The 19977-nt window shown below is 46.0% G+C and carries 18 protein-coding genes; 3 read left to right on the top strand and 15 right to left on the bottom strand.

Annotation, left to right across the window (positions count from 1 at the left end):
* Window positions 1-885: 885 nt before the first annotated feature.
* On the top strand, window positions 886-1671 hold the full coding sequence (locus ACOYW2_RS27355) for a hypothetical protein (RefSeq protein ID WP_482768636.1): 786 nt from the start codon (window positions 886-888) through the stop codon (window positions 1669-1671).
* 357 nt (window positions 1672-2028) lie between these two features.
* On the top strand, window positions 2029-3405 hold the full coding sequence (gene dgt / locus ACOYW2_RS27350) for a dGTP triphosphohydrolase (protein ID WP_482768635.1): 1377 nt from the start codon (window positions 2029-2031) through the stop codon (window positions 3403-3405).
* Window positions 3406-3729: 324 nt separating this feature from the next.
* Here dgt and ACOYW2_RS27345 read toward each other — a convergent pair whose 3' ends face one another.
* From ACOYW2_RS27345 to ACOYW2_RS27285, 13 genes are all read right to left on the bottom strand, one after another.
* Window positions 3730-4497: an outer membrane protein gene (locus ACOYW2_RS27345; protein WP_482768634.1), complete on the bottom strand. Its 768-nt coding sequence runs from the start codon at window positions 4495-4497 to the stop codon at window positions 3730-3732.
* A gap of 508 nt (window positions 4498-5005) precedes the next feature.
* Window positions 5006-5353 carry a response regulator gene (locus ACOYW2_RS27340; protein WP_482768633.1) on the bottom strand — a complete coding sequence of 116 codons (348 nt, stop codon included), beginning with the start codon at window positions 5351-5353 and terminating at the stop codon, window positions 5006-5008.
* Window positions 5354-5593: 240 nt separating this feature from the next.
* Window positions 5594-6166, bottom strand: a complete 573-nt coding sequence (locus ACOYW2_RS27335) for a hypothetical protein (protein ID WP_482768632.1) — start codon at window positions 6164-6166, stop codon at window positions 5594-5596.
* A gap of 103 nt (window positions 6167-6269) precedes the next feature.
* Window positions 6270-6617, bottom strand: coding sequence for a TIGR04076 family protein (locus tag ACOYW2_RS27330; protein WP_482768631.1), 348 nt, complete (start codon window positions 6615-6617; stop codon window positions 6270-6272).
* Between the two features lie 823 nt (window positions 6618-7440).
* Window positions 7441-8178 (bottom strand): transposase, encoded by a 738-nt coding sequence (locus ACOYW2_RS27325; protein WP_482768630.1) that lies wholly within the window; start codon window positions 8176-8178, stop codon window positions 7441-7443.
* Between the two features lie 291 nt (window positions 8179-8469).
* Complete coding sequence (locus tag ACOYW2_RS27320) at window positions 8470-8790, bottom strand: hypothetical protein (protein ID WP_482768629.1); 321 nt, start codon at window positions 8788-8790, stop codon at window positions 8470-8472.
* Window positions 8791-9610: 820 nt separating this feature from the next.
* Entirely contained in the window at window positions 9611-10108 is a 498-nt protein-coding gene (locus tag ACOYW2_RS27315) for a hypothetical protein (RefSeq protein ID WP_482768628.1), read from the bottom strand.
* A 193-nt stretch (window positions 10109-10301) separates the two neighbouring features.
* Window positions 10302-11210: a transposase gene (locus tag ACOYW2_RS27310; RefSeq protein ID WP_482768627.1), complete on the bottom strand. Its 909-nt coding sequence runs from the start codon at window positions 11208-11210 to the stop codon at window positions 10302-10304.
* Window positions 11211-11446: 236 nt separating this feature from the next.
* A complete protein-coding gene (locus ACOYW2_RS27305; protein ID WP_482768626.1) occupies window positions 11447-12388 on the bottom strand; it encodes a zinc ribbon domain-containing protein in 942 nt (313 codons plus the stop codon).
* A 216-nt stretch (window positions 12389-12604) separates the two neighbouring features.
* Window positions 12605-13144 carry a YajG family lipoprotein gene (locus tag ACOYW2_RS27300; protein WP_482420793.1) on the bottom strand — a complete coding sequence of 180 codons (540 nt, stop codon included), beginning with the start codon at window positions 13142-13144 and terminating at the stop codon, window positions 12605-12607.
* 268 nt (window positions 13145-13412) lie between these two features.
* A complete protein-coding gene (locus tag ACOYW2_RS27295; RefSeq protein WP_482768625.1) occupies window positions 13413-14486 on the bottom strand; it encodes a hypothetical protein in 1074 nt (357 codons plus the stop codon).
* Window positions 14487-14741: 255 nt separating this feature from the next.
* Window positions 14742-14936: a hypothetical protein gene (locus ACOYW2_RS27290; protein WP_482768624.1), complete on the bottom strand. Its 195-nt coding sequence runs from the start codon at window positions 14934-14936 to the stop codon at window positions 14742-14744.
* A gap of 586 nt (window positions 14937-15522) precedes the next feature.
* A complete protein-coding gene (locus tag ACOYW2_RS27285) occupies window positions 15523-15801 on the bottom strand; it encodes a hypothetical protein (protein WP_482768623.1) in 279 nt (92 codons plus the stop codon).
* Between the two features lie 68 nt (window positions 15802-15869).
* Here ACOYW2_RS27285 and ACOYW2_RS27280 point away from each other — a divergent pair, with 68 nt between their 5' ends.
* The gene (locus ACOYW2_RS27280) at window positions 15870-16154 is read left to right on the top strand and encodes a hypothetical protein (RefSeq protein WP_482768622.1); all 285 of its coding nucleotides are present in this window, start codon (window positions 15870-15872) and stop codon (window positions 16152-16154) included.
* Between the two features lie 595 nt (window positions 16155-16749).
* Here the strand turns inward: ACOYW2_RS27280 and hisD are convergent.
* Complete coding sequence (gene hisD / locus ACOYW2_RS27275; RefSeq protein WP_092213131.1) at window positions 16750-18048, bottom strand: histidinol dehydrogenase; 1299 nt, start codon at window positions 18046-18048, stop codon at window positions 16750-16752.
* A gap of 376 nt (window positions 18049-18424) precedes the next feature.
* Window positions 18425-19921, bottom strand: coding sequence for a glycosyltransferase (locus tag ACOYW2_RS27270; protein ID WP_482768621.1), 1497 nt, complete (start codon window positions 19919-19921; stop codon window positions 18425-18427).
* Window positions 19922-19977 lie beyond the last annotated feature (56 nt).

Raw genomic sequence — 19977 nt, 5'->3', positions numbered from 1 at the left:
AATAAGGTCTCCCACCTTTTGCTCACGATCCCCAGCGCATGCTTTCACTCGTAGGATGGGCAAAGCGCCAGCGTGCCCATCGTTGTCCAAAGCCATAGCCATCAATTGACATAACACCCGAATAAGAATATACATACAGTCACACACTGCGACACCTAAGCGAATGCATAAACTCTCAAAATGCTTCCTTGCATAATTCAATCTCAATGTGTCTAACCCGGATATTTCACGAGCCGAGTGCACCCATATTCAAGGCATCAGAGCTGCAGAAGTCGTGGTTTTATAAAAGCTCTGATAACGCAGAAGATGGGCGCACTCGGCTCGCCCGAAGGGTGAGAAAATCAAACAGCAAACGTCGATTTACATTTTGCATTTTCGAAATAGCTGACATTTTTATTACAGCTATCCGAAATAGTGGCATTTTCCTTTTGAATAGTTGCTTTCTCATGAAATATCCGGGCTAAAAACCTCTGATAAAGACGAATGATGGCATTACAACTCGACCTGCATGATGTCCACCTGGAGGCTTGCTGCGTCCGCTCCATTGAGAAGATAAATGAAATCCTAAGTTCCAACAAGTTACTACAAAATCTATTGATACCGACTGTTTTTGCATCTTGCTTTGTGGGTCCCAACAAAGGCTCAAGTGTTACGACATTTTATTCCATCGGCTCAACAGATTGGGCTCTACTGGCTGAGGCTTCGGCAAGACTGGGGAATTTTGCACAACATCAAATCGCAACCATCTGTTGCCATGAATGTGTGTTGTTACACTCCTCTGGAAAACTGCACAAATTCTGGAGAGCGATGTACGAGTCTTTTTCCTGAAGAGACTCTTAATCGGGCACCCGCAACCCAGAAATACCAAATGATACCGGAGACTTTATGAACAAGCTAAAAATACCCCACCTGCTTCTCATGCCGCTGTTCCTGTTACTCTCATCATATGCGACAGCAGATACACAAAATACAATCGAACCAATACCGCAAGAAGAAGCGTTGGGCTATTTGACTCTACGGGATGCCCCTATGCCTGGGATTCAAAAGGCCTGGAGGCAACACATTGATGCTTACTCGGGCATGCCCCTTTCCGAGTACAGAGAGGTTATCAAGGCACTTTACCATGACCTGACCCTCTCCTACGAGGCATACGATGCGTGCCTTCAACAGGTCAAGGAACGACGGGAGAAAGCTTCAGATATCTGGATTAAAGAGTTGCAAAAACGGATCCCCAGGGAAGAAATCATAGAACATAAGGCGGTCATAAAAAAAGCCCTCGGCGCAATGCATTTAATGGCCATGACCCGGGCTTGCCATGAGGAAGAGAAAACCGTCGTAACCAAGGAATCCTACCTCACCCATGCCATATCAGAAATATTGAAAAGTCAACTGGTTTTCATTAAATCACAGAGCACCGATACCCAGAATGCATTACAAGAATATACTGAAAAGATCGGCACTCGTCTCCAGTCGTTGGGGCACCCTGTTGTAAGAACAACCGTTGCAGCAAACGGATTCAACGCTCACATATACGAGCGAACCTTAGAGACATGCCAAAAACAAAGCCCCGAGATCGTCGGTCTCCTTCGAGAGATGCCTTCCCTTCAGGAGCCCTTTGATGTCTTCGGGGCCATGGATGACCTTGACAACTTGTCCCTCTCGAGACATTAACCCAAAACACTGGGTTATTTTCCCCTTCTCTCAATGAAGCGCGGAAACAAGGAGGCTCCGTTATGGGGGGACAAATCATAAACAAAATTCATATCGCGGGCCACAAAATATGACTGTAATACAGACTCTAAAATAACAATTTTACTGAAATACAATTCTGCACAGCCCTTCCCTGGATATTACAGATACGAAGCATCTCCCCGTCTAAACCACAATCGTGTCCAGTTGAATATAGATTGCGCACTCTACAAAAACATTATATTATTTAAAAAAATCCAGCACATACCTTACCAAAAAAGTTCCATAACATAAATTCAAAACCATTGAGTTGTTTGCTTTCCAAGAAGGTGAATCAAAATGAACAACATCCCCCTACAGCCATACGCAATTTCTGAAAATAATACTCGTGGAAGAATATCAGAAGAGGAATATCATCATTCGGATATTCGAGGTGATTTCCAGCATGACAGGGACAGAATACTTCATTCAATGGCATTCCGACGACTTGAGGCTAAGACCCAAGTAGTCCTAACTCACGAAAATGATCATAGCAGGACAAGACTTACCCACTCATTAGAAGTAGCTCAAATATCTGAATCAATCGCCATACATTTCGGACTGAACAGATTTGCTACTATTGCAATCGCATTAGGACATGATATTGGCCATGCCCCATTCGGCCACATCGGTGAAAGAACATTCAGCAAAATCCTTCGAGACTTTGGACTCAAACCTTTCAAACATAACTATCAAGGTATTCTGATTACCAATAGGTTAGAAGAAAGGTATCATTGTCAGAATGGTCTAAATTTAATGTGGGAAACAAGAGACGGTATCCTGAAACACTCAAGTATCGATAAAAAATATGACATTTCATACTATGATAAGAGCTTAACAGAAACTCCCGGATGGCCGTCGACACTTGAAGGACAAGTTGTCCGGCTGGCAGACGAAATTGCGCAACGAACGCATGACACAGATGATGCTCTTAGGACTGGTAGGGTAACAATTGATGAATTGTTAAAGCAACCAATTATTCGAAAAGCCATACAAATGAACACGTCATCAAATCATCGAGATCTATCCTCTAAGTTCAAAGAAAATGAAAATTTAATAATTTCAACAGTTGTTGTTTACCTTACAAAGTACTATATAGGCAAAACAATTAAAAACATTAGACACAACCTCAAACACCTAAAAATCAATAACTACGATGACGTTCAAAAGTCTAATGAATTAATCATTGACTGGGATGACGAGCTTAAAGAGATCGATAATCTTTTCTATGTAAAATTTCTGAAGCCCAGATTTTATGAGCATTATGAGATTAAAAGAATGGATTCCAGAGCAGAATATTTTTTAACACAAATATTCAAAGCTCTTCGCAAAAATCCGAAACAGTTACCCAAAAACATATATAAAGAATACAAAAAAAGTATTACAGATTCTTTGTCAAAAAAGATCACATCTGAGAATAGTGACTTATCAAAAGAAATCATTCGATTCCTTAATAAAAAGGAACTCGATTGCGCTGATGTATGTACATATATCCCTAAATCAGAGCACCCAAACTATGGAGAAAGACACTACGCTCCATGCCCTTTGGTGAAATTTAATGAAAACGCGTGTGAGGGTATTCGAGTAATAATAAATTATATTGGATGTATGACAGATCGTTTCGCACACAGACAATTTTCAAACCTTTATTTACCACCTGAAATATCAAGGTTATAGTATTTGGCAGGCCCCTTTCAAGTATGCCAAAGCGTTAAGAAACATTTTTCTGAGCAAACAATAAAATTGAAAACAGAACACGACCAGGCCTACAATACTCCTTTCACAGAAAATTCTTGGAAAAGCTGAACCCGGACATTACCCAGATTAAATACCTCTATATTCAAAGTATCACAGTTATCAGTGCAGTTGTTTTACCTCAAAACCCTCATAGTGTAGAAAATAAATGCCTCCGGCCCGGCCAAAGGGGAATAGCCCTGAGCAAAAAACAGCAAATTACATGCTATTGCTTTGGCCAAGCCGTTTTGCCGTGAAACATCCGGGTTAGAACCTCTTTACCAAACCAACTCGGAAAGAATCTGCTTCAAAATCTACGTTATGATTAAAGCCGTCATCAGGAAGGTTTGGAAGCCTGCTCTCTACTTCAAATATGTCATCAAACTTGTAGTAAGCATATTCCGCTTTGATTCCCCAGCCATTGGAGATTTGGTATTCATAGCCTACTCCGGCGGTCCATCCCCAAGACGTTTCACTTTCATCAACCTGGGTCTGTTGCAATGAGTCTTTGAAAGAAAATTCATATGAGAATTTTGAAAGCGCTACGCCACCCATCACATAGAAGAGGGAATTTTTGTAAGCATACCCAATTCGAGGTGTGAGGCTCACCATCCAGTCAGTCTCAAAGGTTGTGGAAAGGTAAAAGGTATCAGCGTTGGTATCGTCTGTGTAAACTAAAGGGTACCTCTGAGAAAATGAAGAATACATAACGGCTGCTTCCAACCCAAGCACGATTGAATTGAGCTGATAATCCCCCCCAAAAAAGAGACTTCCGGACATATTTTGTGCATCGATCTCCTTCGAGGCTATCGGATCGAGCTGAGCGGCATCACGAATGGGCGTAAAGTATGAATCTGCTACAGTGGTCACGGAAGGGGTCGCCTCTCCGTCAAGGGCTCCGACTGTGGCTCCGACATAAAAGCCTGTCCAGTCGGAATCAGCCATCGCGCATGTTGCGGCAAGGCAATACAGTATCACAGTAAAAGCAAGAGACGTTGTCATGCGAAAAGCAGTCGATGCGAATTGATTCTTCATAAGCCCTCCTTGTGGATAGTCCTTAATAGTCTAATTTGCTCGATGTCAAATCATTACGTTTGAGTTGGAACGGACTCCAGCCCTCCCATCCCGGTGAGAGGCCCCTATGGATTCTACAGAACCAGAGAGAAAGGAAATAAGTTCATCCTCGATGATTAACTGCACGAGGAACTCATACGTAATTGGCGGAGCCTACCCCATATGAAACTGACTTGTAAATATCATCTTGTAATCGCTACAATGAAGCTATGCACATGGTGTATGCATAGAGCCAAAAGAAACAGCAATGAGGGTTGGTTTCCTACTCATTCGACACAATCTATTTCTTAACCCGAATATTTCACGAGCCGAGTGCACTCATAGTCAAAGCATCAGAGCTGTAGAAGTCGTGGTTTTATAAAGCTCCTGATAACGCAGAAGAAGCGTGAGAAAATTGGAGTGTTCTTTATTGATGACCGGGTCGGCTGACACAGCATTGAGGAAAGAAGCAATGCAACCAATCCCCATCCTAACCTATCACACCAAATGCACCGGCGGCAGAAGGATCGGCAAGATGCACGTATGCCCCGGCCTGAGTGGCTTCAGCCATGTGCTCTTTATCTTCCGGTTCGAACACGATCAAAACGGGCAGACTCTTTAATTCAGGGGAGTTACGAACCTCGTTGAAAAATGCGATGCCATTCATAATCGGCATATTCCACGTTGTGACAACGAAATCATATGCCTCCTCTTTCAGCATGGATAAAGCGATATGACCGTCATCGGCTTCAAATGCATTTGTAAAACCATTATCTCGCAACAAGGCCTTGATAAATCGTCTCTTTGCAAAGGAATCATTCACAATGAGAACCTTCATATCCTTGTCCAAATCAATCCCCCCTGTAAACATTCGAACTGTCGGCTGTGCCTCCGGCAGAGCCCGTTCTAATATAATCCCGCAAACCGTTTTACGTTGCCCTCTCCTGCCGCTCAAAAGGCCTGGACGGCAGAAGAGAGGGAACATGGATGTTAAACCCTATCCCGGATATTTCATGAGTCGAAAGCACCCATATTCAAGTCATCAGAGCTGCAGATGTCGAGGTTTTATAATAGATCTTCAATCATGCCACGTTTCGGTTAGCAGCTTTTCCACCCTTGAACACCTATCCTCTGCATGTGCAATGGTTTTCTTGATTTGGCTCCAGTTTATAAGGTCGTTCTGCCATTCATCAGGCCGATTTGCTGCCAATTCAAAGATCCCATTGGCTTTCTTAACACTTTCTTTAAATTTTCTTTCATATGTGCGCCGTTCAGAGGTATATTCCGCTGAATTTTTTGGAAACGGTATCATCAACTCGAATCTTATGGGCAACACCATCTGCAACACGATGAGTTTGCACGTCCTGACAACCTTGCCATTTTTATATGAAAGCTTGGCACTTACCCATATCTCTTTCTGATAGTCCTGGGCATCCAACAAATACGCTGCATAATTGCCAATTTGTGCCTTTGTAAGAGACTGATTCAGAATATCCCAAAATTCGTCATGCATTTCCCTGGTTACAAAGCCATTAAGGGCAGTCGTCCTATAAAAAATCTCTTTCAGCTCAGGGGGATAGTCTATAGCGTGCACTTCAGCTTGAGGTGTAAAAACGAAAATCATCAAACATAACAACGTGTTTTTAAACAACTCTTATATCTCCACTACACATACATAAAAAGAGACTCCTCTGCTTATAGGGGGCAAATACACACGTCATCTTATCCCCAAGCAGAACACAATAGAAATAAAACTAACTGAAAAACTTTCCCTTAAAAAAATTCTCATGTCCAAGTTTCTTTGCAGTCATCCGAAACATAACGCAACCGTCCGGGCATACAATGTCCTTGTTGTATTTACCATGTCCACCGATGTTCTCTAAATCGCCACCACTTCTGACCGCCTCCATGATTGGGAACATCATCATCATTACTTTGGAGCAGATACCCTGACCATCCTTATTCACAGGGCAGCCATACGTGCAGGTGTATTTATCTCCAATTTCCTCGCCGTTTCTGCAATATCCCTCTGTTTGATCACCTCGAAGAAACCCTGTCACCTCGATGTCCCATTCATATTCTTCATCATACCATTTTTTCACAATCAACCTCCAAGCTATTGTTTGTGAACCTGAAAACTTATTCCATTTGATGTACCCTGAGATGAAATTTATAACCGCGCAGACTACTGGGGTCAGGCTTACTCACTGAGCACAAACCTGTTTTCTAAGTCTTTTGTGCATTTCTACTTTTGCCAAACACTGTCTCAGCAAACCGTATCCTTGTAAAACGCCGCTTTTAGGTATAAGGTTTCTGCCTGTTTTTCAGACACAATCAACCATCAATCAGCACACCGTCACTGTCTCGACGTTGACACTGATGTGGTGATCCTCAAAGGTATAACTCACGCAATGCTTCGCCCAGCTATCAAAACAGTACTTCCACTCTTCGGCATCCTCCTGGCCGCTGCGATCGTGGTTGCCGACCCCAACGATCAAATCCTTCACAACACAACGGAAAACTCCCTGCAGTCGGTTCCTTGTCCCCATCAGGATGTTTCAGGGTCCCCCCGAGCGTACTACACAGGAGAATCGGGCCAGCGTCTGTTGAACCCCGCCACAACGCAGGCGTTTCCCACCACCCGCCATGCCGTGTGGAAAAATCCACCTCTGAGAAGCGATTATCCGAACTAAGGCCCATCCCGAATGAACGCCGGAACGTCCCTCAATGCATATGCTCAAGCCTCGGTCAGACGTTTTAAAGAATACATCCCTTCAATTCCTTTGACACGCTGCGGGATCTTTTCCCGCGTCGTCTGGAACCGGTCTTTAAACTTTTCATAGCGGGTTTCGACAAATGCCCTGGACCCGATAATCCCCGAATCCGTAAAGTACCGGGACCTGTATCGAAGGCGTCTGACGCGATTCATCTCGAACCCTCGCACCGTCTCTTCATCCAGAACCCTTTTGGATATCCGCGCTTTTCCCCTCTTCTCGATGGCTCCGGCATGGTAGAGATACTCTCTGTATGTCCTGAGCTGCGTTGAGGCATCGTCGACACCAAATCAGGGGTCCCCAGGTCTGACGAGAGAAAACCATCCTTATTGCCGGTCTGAATATGATATCCGATTGAGCACCAGCGATAGTCCTCTGGGCGTTTCACGATACCGGCCCTCACCGCATTCACATCGATGTAGGCGAGACAATGGATCAAGGTGTTTCCCTGCTCAACAATCACACTCTTAAAGCGCTCTCCCCAAAGAGTCCCTTTTCGCTTTTTACGTTTATTGAAAAAACAGGAAAACCGCTGCTTAATGTCCTTCACATAGGCCGACAGGCTGCAGAACCGCTCCCGGTACTCCGTAAGCCGCCCCTCGGGAAACGCCGCATCTTCACCATAAAGAAGCTGAAACCGCCGTCGCACCTCCTCATCGGAAATCATGTCGCAAGGGCTCACCTCAACCAGCAGATGAAAATGATTTCCCATAACGGCAAACCCCAGGACATCCACACAATAAACCGATGAAAATGTCTGAATGATGCGAACCAGCTCATCCTTTTCAACCTTCCCGAACGGAAGGCCGTCCAGCGCAGTGCGGCTGATCACATGGTAAGCGGCCTTCTGACCTGAATCCGTCACGACCATACGGGGAACTCGCGGCATAGCACCCTCCTTCACGGTCTTGCAGAATTTGATGTGGCTTTGGTTTTGATGAGTCGTTTTCGATATGATTACGGGGTGATATTGATTTAGAGAACTAAATCACGGATGGGCATGAGAAGGACAGCATAAAGAGCCTGTCCTCTGTTTTTCTATTGCAACCCACCTCGCAGGCCCGAGGTGGGTTACCGCTTGCGCGCTAAAAGCAATACTCTATGAGGCCAGCGCCTACCGAATACCAAGCTCTTTGAACAAAGGATAGATGTGACCTTCGGCCGCTGGTAATCCTTATTGTTAAGCTGCGTTTAACTCGGGAAGATTTATTCCAATTTTTTGAGAAACTTGGTCAACAGTTCCCATACCAACAGACTTTACTTTAAAACCATCTGCAATGAGGTCTTTTATGTATAATTTATTGTATATAAACATAAAAACCAAACTACTAATATTGAATGTAAAAATTGCAGCTAAGAAAATAATAACAGCCCACTTCCAGTCCCCACGAAACAATGGCGGGAAAAAGCCAAAGAAGAAGACTGTCCAAGAAAAACCTACAGGAGCTTCTTTGATCTGCCCCGTCTGAGGGTTCTCAAGTACAATTTTTGTATAAGCCATTTGATCCTCCTTACTCATGATGAAAAAGTTAAATATCAAATACTTAATATACACAAAATCAACAATCTTCAGTTTCATAACGCATTATATTGAGTGCACTCTGAGAAACCCAGATAATACATTGAATTTTCGTCACTTCGATTATTCAAAGACCAAAAACGGAAATTCGATGGACCATTATCCACCTTCTGAAGTTCACCACTGTCGAAGAACAAATTTCGGAAACTCGCGTATCTGACCATTTCTTATTGGGCATGGATAGACACCCCATCAAAAACAGCATTTTTTTACAGAGCTTACATCCAAAGATGCACGACCAGCGCCTTTCCATCTATCGACATCGAAATATCTTAAGTCATACGCTTTAAAAACCAAATTATCAATATTGAAATACTTATTTCACTTCACAGAGAACTTTATCCAACACATCGTAATGACGCCATATGATCTATGTCGACATTTCTCGCAAGAAAGATTTAATTATTAAGCAAAGCATTATCTATTCCTGTAAATCGTTACTGATACTAACCTTTACAGAGACTGCTCATTGCCGCCGATGGCATCGCTTTTGTTTTTTTAATTTGTTGCGCCTAATGCGGATTATGAGACTACGCAAGGATAAACGTGAATGCTATAGAATGAATAGGCGGAAATTATTTCAAGAATCATCGAAATAAATAACATTACGAAATGAAGCATCCAGACCATCACCGAGCCCCTTTAGAAGCATCAATACAAATCCGAGGGTCGGACAAGAAGGAGAAGAAACGAATGGGGAAGGGAAGAAGTGATTAGAGAACAAAGAGCCTGCCCCCTGTTTCTAGTAAACAAACGTCGGCCCAGACAATAAAAATGTTTCGTCATAAATTGATTCATACTTGATTACAATTTTCAACCATAGAATATCATGCATAAATTTCGCTTTCCCTTGGTTATCTTCCAATATTTTATATATTTCAAGTAGCCGATATGAATCTCCTGAAGCCATAGCCTGCTTATTTCCCGGGAAATACATTTTTTTATCAAATTGGCCTATTTCGAGTTCTTCATCGAGATTGATCGCTATTTCATCTGAATTTTTGCCTAAGGACTTATCATTAAAAGTTATTTTGTAATCAGTAATAATGGCGGGCCCAATTCCAGTATTATTCAGATATAAAACAAAATCCTCATTTTCTGATTTCACATCAAAATTTAATAATGGCCTGACTGAAAGTTTGTTATGCTTTCTCGTAATACACCCTTGCCATATCGTCGCACCCAATGCGCTCAAAGCTATAAATACAGCAGCAATGGAGACTATGAGTTCATAATCCATAATACTCCCCAATATATTGAATTAAAGATGATTGGAGCGTGTGTAAACCGAAAGCGTTTCCATACAGACTTAAAAAGCAGAAAGGGGCAGCGATTATAGTTGCAACGTAGCATAAATAGCCTGTTCCCTGATTCTATTATCCGAACTAAGCCCCATCCCGAATGAACGCCTGCACGTCCCTCAATGCATCCGCTCAAGCCTCGGTCAGTCGCTTTAGAGAATACATCCCTTCAATTCCTTTGACACGCTGCGGGATCTTTTCCCGCGTCGTCTGGAACCGGTCTTTGAACGTTTCATAGCGGGTTTCGACAAATGCCCTGGACCCGATAATCCCCGAATCCGTAAAATACCGGGACCTGTATCGAAAGCGTCTGACGCGATTCATCTCGAACCCTCGCACCGTCTCTTCATCCAGAACCTTTTTGGATATCCGCGCTTTTCCCCTCTTCTCGATGGCTCCGGCATGGTAGAGATACTCTCTGTATGTCCTGAGCTGCGTTGAGGCATCGTCAACACCGAGACCAGGAGTCCCCAGGTCTGACGAGAGAAAACCATCCTTATTGCCGGTCTGAATATGATATCCAATTGAGCACCAGCGATAGTCCTCTGGGCGTTTCACGATACCGGCCCTCACCGCATTCAGATCGATGTAGGCAAGACAGTAGATCAAGGTGTTTCCCTGCTCAACAATCACGCTCTTAAAGCGCTCTCCCCAAAGAGTCCCTTTTCGCTTTTTCCGCTTATTGTAAAAGCACGAAAACCGCTGCTTGATGTCCTTCACATAGGCTGACAGGCTGCAGAACCGCTCCCGGTACTCCGTAAGCCGCCCCTTGGGAAACGCCGCATCTTCACCATAAAGAAGCTGAAACCGCCGCCGCACCTCCTCATCGGAAATCATGTCGCAAGGGCTCACCTCAACCAGCAGGTGAAAATGATTTCCCATAACGGCAAACCCCAGGACATCCACACAATAAACCGATGAAAATGTCTGAATGATACGAACCAGCTCATCCTTTTCGACCTTCCCAAACGGAAGTCCGTCCAGCGCAGTTCGGCTGATCACATGGTAAGCGGCCTTCTGACCTGAATCCGTCACGACCATACGGGGAACTCGCGGCATAGCACCCTCCTTCACGGTCTTACAGAATTTAATGTGGCTTTGGTTTTGATGAGTCGATTTTGATATGATTACGGAGTGATATTGATTTATGGAACTATCTCACAGAAAGGGGCGAGGGGTCCAGCATAAAGAGCCTGTCCCCTCTTTCCTCTCGTTGATGACACACGAACGAAGCGAGGGGACTGAGTGGTCCTTTAAATCGACTTGTTAGAAACGATTTAGGATTTTCCTAAAAAATAGAACAAAATCTCAACTATAGCTGACCAACTTATTTTACTTTTTTTCTTTGGTTTTGCTATTTTGGTTCTTTTATTTTCTTTAGTAGAAGTAATTTCATTCAAGTCGTTGGAATCTTCTTCAAGATGCCACGTTGGTCTGTAGCTTCCAATTACATACCCATTTATTTTTTGAATTATTGGCTTAATACCAACAGCAATATCTTGGTATTCACCTTTTACTTTTTCATATGATGTTCGGTAATCCCATTTTGGGTCTTTTTTTGGGTTTATGCTGTCTGGAAGTTTTTCTAACGTTTCAAAAACAGATTGCCTGTTTAGGACAGGGCATAGACCGTAATCATTGATCGCAATTTCAAGATCATGTTTGATTCTATTTTTGTCAAAATGCCACTTTCCAGAATTATCGAATTTGCCATAATCAAGCCAGCCACCACCCCATTGGCTTATTGGCATATTGAGCTTTTTACACCCCCAAATATTAGCTTCATAATCTCTTTCTCCAAAGCAATATTGGTCAGGTTTATAGGCTTTTTGTCTGTTACGATAACAGCCCACCCCATGATATGTGAGATCCTTCTTTGAGGCTGGTTGCCCAGCAATGAGCATTTGAGAGGATTTCCAAGAGCCAACCAAATCATAGAGATTAATAAGTAAATCAACCTCTGTTATAGGTAATGAAATTTTGTATTTAGTTTGTTTACCTTCTCCCGAAACAACATACGAAGAAAGATTTTTGCAAATTTGAATGGCTTTATCAAAATTTGAAGATGAACTTTGCCCAAATGTTATTTCAACATTTGCAGTATGATCTTGTTGAATAGGTGACATAACTCGATCTGCTTCTGTCACAGGATCACCACATTGAGAACAAAATTTTGCTCCTTCGTTAATTCCTGCACCGCATTTGTCACAGACTAACATTTCATCTCCTTAAACGTACGTATATTGATTAAGTTTCTAACGCCGCAAATAATCGTAGCATAAAGAGCCTGTCCCTTGATTCCTTGATTCCTTGATTCCTTGATTCTATTATAGCGTTTCCATACAGACTTAAAAAGCTGAAAGGGGCAGCGATTATAGTTGCAACGTAGCATAAAGAGCCGTTTTACTGTTTCTCTATGTTTTGTCCCCTGTTGTTTATAATACGTCATTTAATTGTGCATCGGTAAGAAAATCTTGGATACACGCTGAAATTACTTTTGTAATCATTAAGTGTTCATATCCTGGGGCTCTAGTGGCTTTGGAAGTGTGGTTAACTTTTTTTGTATATATTAGTTCATTGTTGCGTTTAATGTTAAAAGTCACCTCTAACTCAAAACTTTGAGTACTTATTCCAACCCAATCATAATAAAACCGATCTATTGTACCTAAAACGGTAACATTCGAACTATTTGAGAGGGTATACCCCGAATAATGAAGCTCTTTTCGAACTGCATCGGCGAAAATACTTTCAACATCATCGGAAAATACGACATTACCAAGGGCTGAAGCTTTTTTTTCAGGTTGATTTTTTTGAACTATACCTTGAGTTGAAGCTCTATAATCAAATTTTTCTATTGAAATACTGCCACTACCTTTCGATAAATTCGAAGGATAATAATTAATTGGTATTATCGTTGAGCAGCCCAAACAGAAGAAACAAACACCGAAAACAATGGCCGATACAATTTTTTTCATTAAGCCTACCTGTATCTCAAAAATTTAAATATAGCCTTAAAAACAAATACCTACTAAATTTCGATACTATCAAAAAATAAAATTGAGTAAACTCTGAAATAATAGACCTTAACGCGTCCCCCCCCCCGTGGGGTGCCAATGCAAGATAGCGACACAAAGAGTCTGTCCACTGTTTCTCTGTTTCTTTAAGAATCAAAATGCGCTTAGACGCCAAAATGTCAAATGTGTAGGCCTGACCCCGTCACGCTCTTAAGTTTTTTGTTGGCTTTTAAGAACTCCAATATTTTGTAAATATGATATTTGCTATAACCCCAGTTGAAATGCTCGTAATAATCGAAAAGATGAAGAGTTTAAATTTATTTTCATATTTTTTTAATACCATCTTTTTCTTTTTTTCAGCTTCTTTATTTAACACAACAAAACTTGGCATTTCGGCACTAGCGCTACTACCAGCCCAAACCCCAAAGGTTATTGAAAATATGAATGAGAAAACTAAAAAGACAATAACAGCAAAAAAGTAGCGAGCCCAAAGGCCGGAAGACATAATGTCAATTAATAAATCGACTTTTCCATCAAGGCTTGGGCTTTTTGCGATATATTGGTTTATTGTCGTCTTCTGTAAGGCACACAATTTTGACGCTGTGAAAAAACAAGCAAGAACAGATGTAGCAAAAAACGACAAACCAACAAATAGAGCTATTTTTCCATCATTATTCTGTATGAAGTTTCGAAATTTTGATTTTGTTGATAGTAATGTTTTTATATGACCTGAAAGTAACGCTTCCATATCTGCACCCCAAGTACGGGCGGTATGCTTTATATGAAAAGTGACGAGACCCGATTTTAAAGACGCTGGTTTGGCCAAAAGTACTTTTTCATCATCTTCGGCAATTTTCAGTGTTCCACCCGATGGCATAAATGATACCTCTATAGATTGCTTTTCGGGTGGTTTTCGATCTTGAAACCAAAGTAAATAGGACCATTCGAGATGTATTTGTGTTGAGGCGACTGGTCTTACTTCCTTATAGGAAGATAGATCATCTAAGCTACGAAATAAAACTGAAGAATTATCTTCAAATACAATTCTTGCAGAAAATTGTATTAATGAATTTTTGTTCTGTTGTGATATTCGTTGTTCTATCAGAAGATAAAGGTCTTCAATATCTTCATATTGAATATCGAAAGCACCTCTGAGCGCTTTGGAAATAGTTTGAGGCTTACCTAATAAACTAGAGATAAAAGATGCAAACTCTCTCTTATCAAAAGGTAGAACAACAGCTCCATCTGAATTTTCCATAATTTCATTCGGTAGAGACTCTGTTTTCTTATAAATTTCTGACATGTAATTTCCTCATGATTTGAAGCCAACATTGTGAATACCCGGCCAAATTTTCTATGTATCCCCCATATAAAATGGACAATTTTCCAGGGTATCGGTTATTCAAGGGTTAAAAGTGGAAAATCGAAGGGGTTATTTTCCATGTTTTGAAGTTCAATACTGTCCAACAAAGATTTCCGTTATCTCGCGCACCAAAACACTTTGCACGCTGAGCAAAAACCACATCCCATCAAGTACCAAAACCTCTGTTTTACAGCATTATTCGCCCAGCCAGCAGACTTCCCGCATCCACAAAGGGGTATTGATACACCCCGATAACAATTTCCACTTTTGTGGCTTTAATACGGTGATACCCGGAAAATTTTCCACCTTTGATCTTGGGTACGGATAGTTTTCCATATTTGCCCCTTGATCCCCCCAATCAAAAACAGCTTCGTAGGCAATGTAATGCATCACCTTTCCAGCCGAAGACCACCGAGCCATTTCAAGTCATACGCCTGAAATTTCGAATTTTCAATCTGAAAAACTCATTTTCCCTTAGAAAGAACTTTATCCAACAGTCTGTAAACTAATCATATGATTCATTTCAATATATCTCGAAATAATGAAGTGATTATTCAGAACGGCGTTCTCTTTTCCTGCATAGCGCCTCGGAAACCAGCTTTCAAGGTGGCCCACCTTGCCGCCGGAGACATCGTTTTTGATGTTTTTATTTTTGAAGCGGCCTCAAAGCAGCTGATGAGACCACTTAAACCTGGCGGTGAACGCTTCAGAAAGGTTAGACGGATGTTATTTCAGCAAAAATCGAAATGAATAACATGATGATTTAGTGGTAAAAAACTATTGACACATCAAAAGGATGGAATTAGAGTGAGAGGTAATAACTAGTTATTACGAAGATCATGGAATGCATGTTGCGACCCGACAGGATGTCTCACCATCCTGCCAGGCCTGACCAAAACAACCTTTGAAGGAGGTCGTTATGGCTACACGATTTTTTACACCACACTCACCCCCATTTCAAGTCGTATTTTCCTCGTCACGCGCAATCCAGCGCACCATTCACCAACGCTATCGCCTTACAAAATGGCCCTTGATCACGCGGGTTTCTGACTGACAGGCAGAGTTGCGCCCCTTCGGAACCTTGTGTTGTGCTGCGGCAGGCCCGGCCTTCTGGTTTGGGTTGGGTTTTCTCTTTTTCCTTTTGCCGGGGTAAAATCAGGTCATAGGTTAATAGGGCATAGGATATTTGCGGCTGGACGTCTTTGTACTCAATACAAAATACGATTCGCCGGAAATGCGAACGACTCTCTGCCAAGGGCTCCCCTTTTCCTTTGACCTATCTCCTATCACCTACTTTCTATCACCTGTTTTAAAGGAGCCACCATGACTTCACCGGACAGCCAGCCCGGCCCCGTCATGTTTTCCGGGTCGGAGATTGCTAAGCTTTGCGATGCCATCAAGGACGTTCATCGCCTCCTCACATCCGTGGGGGCGTTTTTTTCCGAACTGGAAGCTGCCGAGGCCCCGGGAGGAAACGGCCTTCAGATTGATTTCAAGAAATGGGGCCTCAGAACCATTACTGAGGACCTTTTGGAGCGGCAATACAAGGCCGTGGATCGGATTGTGGCGTTTTATAGAGAGGAGCAGGAACGAATGGGGGAAAAGTGAATAGGGAATAGTGAGTAGTGAATAGGTTGGGAAGAGCTGTGGGTGGGGAGGGCCTGCGGTTTGGGGAATAGAATGGCGGAGAAAGGTGAGTAGCAAGTAGTGAGTGGTGAATAGGTTAGGAAGAGCTGTGGGTCGGGAGGGCCTGCGGTTTGGGGAATAGAAGGGTGGAGAAAGGTAAGTAGCAAGTGGTGAGTGGTGAATGGGTCGGGAAGAGCTGTGGGTGGGGAGGGCCTGCGGTTTGGGGAATAGAAGGGTGGAGAAAGGTGAGTAGCAAGTGGTGAGAGGCGAATAGATTGGGAAGAGCCTTGGGTGAGGAGGCTTGCGGCTTGGGGGACCGAAGGGGGAAAAGGGCGGGGTCGTGCCGGGAGGTGGGAGGGTGCGGCTCCGTTCCTTTTTTTGGGGAAAACACGAGATAAAATTGGTTTGGACGGTTCCGGGAGATTGTGGGGTTGAAATAGAGGGGTGCGGTTAAAGAGGGGGCGGTGGTTTTTGCTAAATAGGTGGGATCTTGAGGCGGGGGCGGTGCGCACGGCGCACCCTACGAGGAAACAAACCGGCACCCGGATCGGGGTGCCGGTTTTTAATGGGCTCAAAATCAGGAAACCCTGACTTTTACGGAGCGGGCGTGGCCGCTGAGGCCCTCGGTTTCGGCGAGGAGCATGACCTCTTCGGCTTCTTTGCGGAAGGCGTCTTCGGAGTAGCAGATCAGGCTGCTCTTTTTGGTGAAGTTCTCCACGGAAAGGGCTGAGGAGAACCGGGCTGTACCGGCTGTGGGCAGGACGTGGTTGGGGCCTGCCACGTAGTCGCCCATGGGCTCGGGGGTGTAGTGGCCCATGAAGATGGCCCCGGCGTTGCGGATCATGCCCACCACTTCAAAGGGGGCTTTCACGAGAAGTTCCAGGTGCTCGGGGGCCAGGCGGTTGGCCAGCTCGCAGGCGGACTCGATAGAGTCGGTAACCATGATGGCGCCGTAGTCGCGGATGGAAGCCCCTGCAATCTCTTTACGGGGCAGCTCTTCCAGCTGGCGATCCACTTCGGCGCGGACCTTCTTGGCCAGTTCTGCGTCGGTGGTGACGAAGATGGAAGAGGCCAACGGATCGTGCTCGGCCTGAGAAAGAAGGTCGGCTGCGGCCCATACCGGGTTGGCGCTCTCGTCGGCGATGGCAAGGATCTCGCTGGGGCCTGCGATCATGTCGATGCCCACGGTGCCGGAGACCAGCTTCTTGGCCAGGGTCACGTAGATGTTGCCGGGTCCCACGATGACGTCCACCTTGCCCACGGACTCGGTGCCGTAAGCCAGGGCGGCCACGGCCCAGGCGCTGCCCGCCTTGTAGACCACGTCCACGCCCGTGCGCCGTGCAGCGGCCAGGAGGTGCTTGTTGACGGTGCCGTCGGCCATGGGGGGCGTGACCATGGCAATGTGCTTGACCCCTGCGATCTTGGCGGGGATGGCACCCATGAGCACGGAGGAAACCAGGGGCGTCATGCCGCCGGTGGCGCCGGGCACGTAGACACCGGCGGCGTCCACGGGGTTGACCACCTGACCCAGGGTGACCCCTTTGCGGGGCATGTCGATCCAGGAATTCTCAAGCTGCTTGCGGTGAAAGGACTCCACCTGGGTGGCGGCCAGATCCAGGGCCTTCATAAAATCGTCGTCCACCGACGCAACGGCCTCATCGATCTCGGCTTCGGTGACCACGAGCTGAGAAAGAGTCATCTCCGGGGCGTCAAAACGGCGGATATAATGTAAAAGAGCTTCGTCGCCGCCTGTGCGAACCGCCTCGAGAATATCGATAACGCCCTTTTCGTCCTCTGCCGTGTATCCCAGGCCACGGTCCGTGATGGCACGAACCTTGGCTTCAGCCTCTACCGAAGGATAGTTGAAAATGTCCATGATGTCCTGTCTCCATGCCCGCCTTGTGGGCAGATTGTCTCTTGCTATATAACTCGGTCAATCCGTCGTAACATAGGGGTAACTGTTCAGCCTGACGTCGCCTTCGACAGCCCTGTTTAAATCATCCGGCAAACAGGTAGTTAATGACCACTGCCAACGCAGCGGCCGCATTCCCGTGCGTCCCGTCCCTGCATCGCGACCTGTGGGCGCAGAGGAAAGCCGGGTAACCGGAACGTTTTTAAGGCGCTTTTTTGCAAAAGCGGCCCGCCAAAGGCATCGCTGAATAATCACAAAAGGCCTGCATTATACCCGGAGCCACCCTCTGTGTAAACCGGCTTTCCCCTTGCATAAACCGAATATCCGCAGAGAAGGTTTTCTACCTGGCGAACGGATCCAGGGACGAAGGCGCGCATTCCCCCGCGAACCGGCTCTCCCGGGCCAGGATAGCCCCGGTAAGGAGATAGCCCGCAGGCACGGCCAGGGCCAGGGGAATGGCGTACAGGGCCAGGGTGTCCAGGGCAAAGAGCATGGGAAACGCCGTTGCCACCAGAAGGACAAAAGCCACCATGGCCCTGCCGAAGGTGGCACGGCCTGCCCCGGCGCTCTCCCGGGTTGCGGTGTCTTTGGAGGTTCCGTACTTGGGAGTTCGCTTAAACTCCCCGTGGCTCTGGAAGAAGCCCTGCACCGCTGCCCGGGCCAGGAACGGAGCCACCCCGATGCAGACCAGGGGGATCATGGGCACGTAGCGCACAAGATGCCGGGTGCGGGGCTCTGTAAAGGCATACACCGTGTAGTAAAAGAGGATGGCCCCGCAGCTTCCGGTGAGGGCGGCCACCCCGGGGATCCAGGCCAGGGACGCGGCCCGCGTGCCGTGGACCATCAGGGCGGGCCAGAGGGTCACCGTGGCAACAGCCCCTGCCACCCAGCCCAGGCCCCCCAACAGATGAAAGATCGCCTCCACCTTCACCCGCCGGGGCAAGGCCGTGCTGAGAAGACGGGGCAACACCTTTACCGCGGTCTGGCTGGCCCCCTTGGTCCATCGCTGCTGCTGGGAGATAAAGTCCGTGAGGGTGGGCGGCAGCTCGGAAGGCACCACACACTCTCCGTAATAGGAAAGCCGCCACCCGGCCATCTGGGCCCGGTAGCTTAAATCAAGGTCTTCGGTGAGGGTGTCCGCTCGCCAGCCCCCTGCCCCGATGATGGCCTCTTTGCGCCACACCCCGGCCGTGCCGTTGAAGTTGAAAAAGCGCCCCCCCGCATGTCGGGTGGCGTGCTCGATATCAAAGTGCGCGGACAGGGTCAGGGCCTGGACCCCGGTGACCAGAGAAGATTCATCGTTTAAAAACCCCCATCGCGCCTGGACCATGCCGATGCCCGGTGACGTAAACCGGGGCATGGTCTTCAGCAGAAAATCCGAAGGCGGGATAAAGTCGGCGTCAAACACGGCAATGTAGTCGCCCCGGGCCTCTTCAAGGCCTGCTGCCAGGGCCCCTGCCTTGTACCCCTTGCGGCTGGGCCGCCTCAGCACCGAGGCCGTCACCCCGCGCGCCGTCAGCCGGGCCACGCCCTGGTCCACCACCTCACGGGTTTCGTCCGTGGAGTCGTCCAGCACCTGGATCTCCAGGCGATCCAAAGGCCAGGAGAGAGCCCCTGCCGCCGCAATCAACCGCTCGGCCACGGCCTCTTCGTTGTACAGGGGAAGCTGCACCGTTACCATGGGCACCTCGTCCGGCACGGCCGCCACGCCCCCTCTCCGGCGCCGCACACCAAGCCACTCCCGCAAAAGAACCAGCCGGTGCACACCGTACAGGGCCACCAGGACCACGGATATCAGGTGAAGGAGATACATCGCGTGAAACAGCAAATCGCTCATAAAAGGCCCTCTGTGATCAAGTTAGGAGATAAAACAGCAAAAAACGATGCCTCCGG

This window comes from Desulfoluna sp. CLI2B (genome assembly GCF_056847375.1).
Note: the sequence above shows the minus strand (reverse complement) of the source record. Positions and strands in the feature narration are given on the sequence as shown.

Bases quoted from the DNA above. Each gene is read 5' to 3' on its own strand.
- dgt (WP_482768635.1), top strand. From the start codon at position 2,029: ATGAACAACATCCCCCTACAGCCATACGCAATTTCTGAAAATAATACT.
- ACOYW2_RS27340 (WP_482768633.1), bottom strand. From the start codon at position 5,353: ATGAAGGTTCTCATTGTGAATGATTCCTTTGCAAAGAGACGATTTATC.
- hisD (WP_092213131.1), bottom strand. From the start codon at position 18,048: ATGGACATTTTCAACTATCCTTCGGTAGAGGCTGAAGCCAAGGTTCGT.
- ACOYW2_RS27355 (WP_482768636.1), top strand. From the start codon at position 886: ATGAACAAGCTAAAAATACCCCACCTGCTTCTCATGCCGCTGTTCCTG.
- ACOYW2_RS27290 (WP_482768624.1), bottom strand. From the start codon at position 14,936: ATGCATTACATTGCCTACGAAGCTGTTTTTGATTGGGGGGATCAAGGG.
- ACOYW2_RS27305 (WP_482768626.1), bottom strand. From the start codon at position 12,388: ATGTTAGTCTGTGACAAATGCGGTGCAGGAATTAACGAAGGAGCAAAA.
- ACOYW2_RS27300 (WP_482420793.1), bottom strand. From the start codon at position 13,144: ATGAAAAAAATTGTATCGGCCATTGTTTTCGGTGTTTGTTTCTTCTGT.
- ACOYW2_RS27320 (WP_482768629.1), bottom strand. From the start codon at position 8,790: ATGGCTTATACAAAAATTGTACTTGAGAACCCTCAGACGGGGCAGATC.
- ACOYW2_RS27295 (WP_482768625.1), bottom strand. From the start codon at position 14,486: ATGTCAGAAATTTATAAGAAAACAGAGTCTCTACCGAATGAAATTATG.
- ACOYW2_RS27315 (WP_482768628.1), bottom strand. From the start codon at position 10,108: ATGGATTATGAACTCATAGTCTCCATTGCTGCTGTATTTATAGCTTTG.
- ACOYW2_RS27345 (WP_482768634.1), bottom strand. From the start codon at position 4,497: ATGAAGAATCAATTCGCATCGACTGCTTTTCGCATGACAACGTCTCTT.
- ACOYW2_RS27310 (WP_482768627.1), bottom strand. From the start codon at position 11,210: ATGGTCGTGACGGATTCAGGTCAGAAGGCCGCTTACCATGTGATCAGC.
- ACOYW2_RS27270 (WP_482768621.1), bottom strand. From the start codon at position 19,921: ATGAGCGATTTGCTGTTTCACGCGATGTATCTCCTTCACCTGATATCC.
- ACOYW2_RS27280 (WP_482768622.1), top strand. From the start codon at position 15,870: ATGACTTCACCGGACAGCCAGCCCGGCCCCGTCATGTTTTCCGGGTCG.
- ACOYW2_RS27325 (WP_482768630.1), bottom strand. From the start codon at position 8,178: ATGCCGCGAGTTCCCCGTATGGTCGTGACGGATTCAGGTCAGAAGGCC.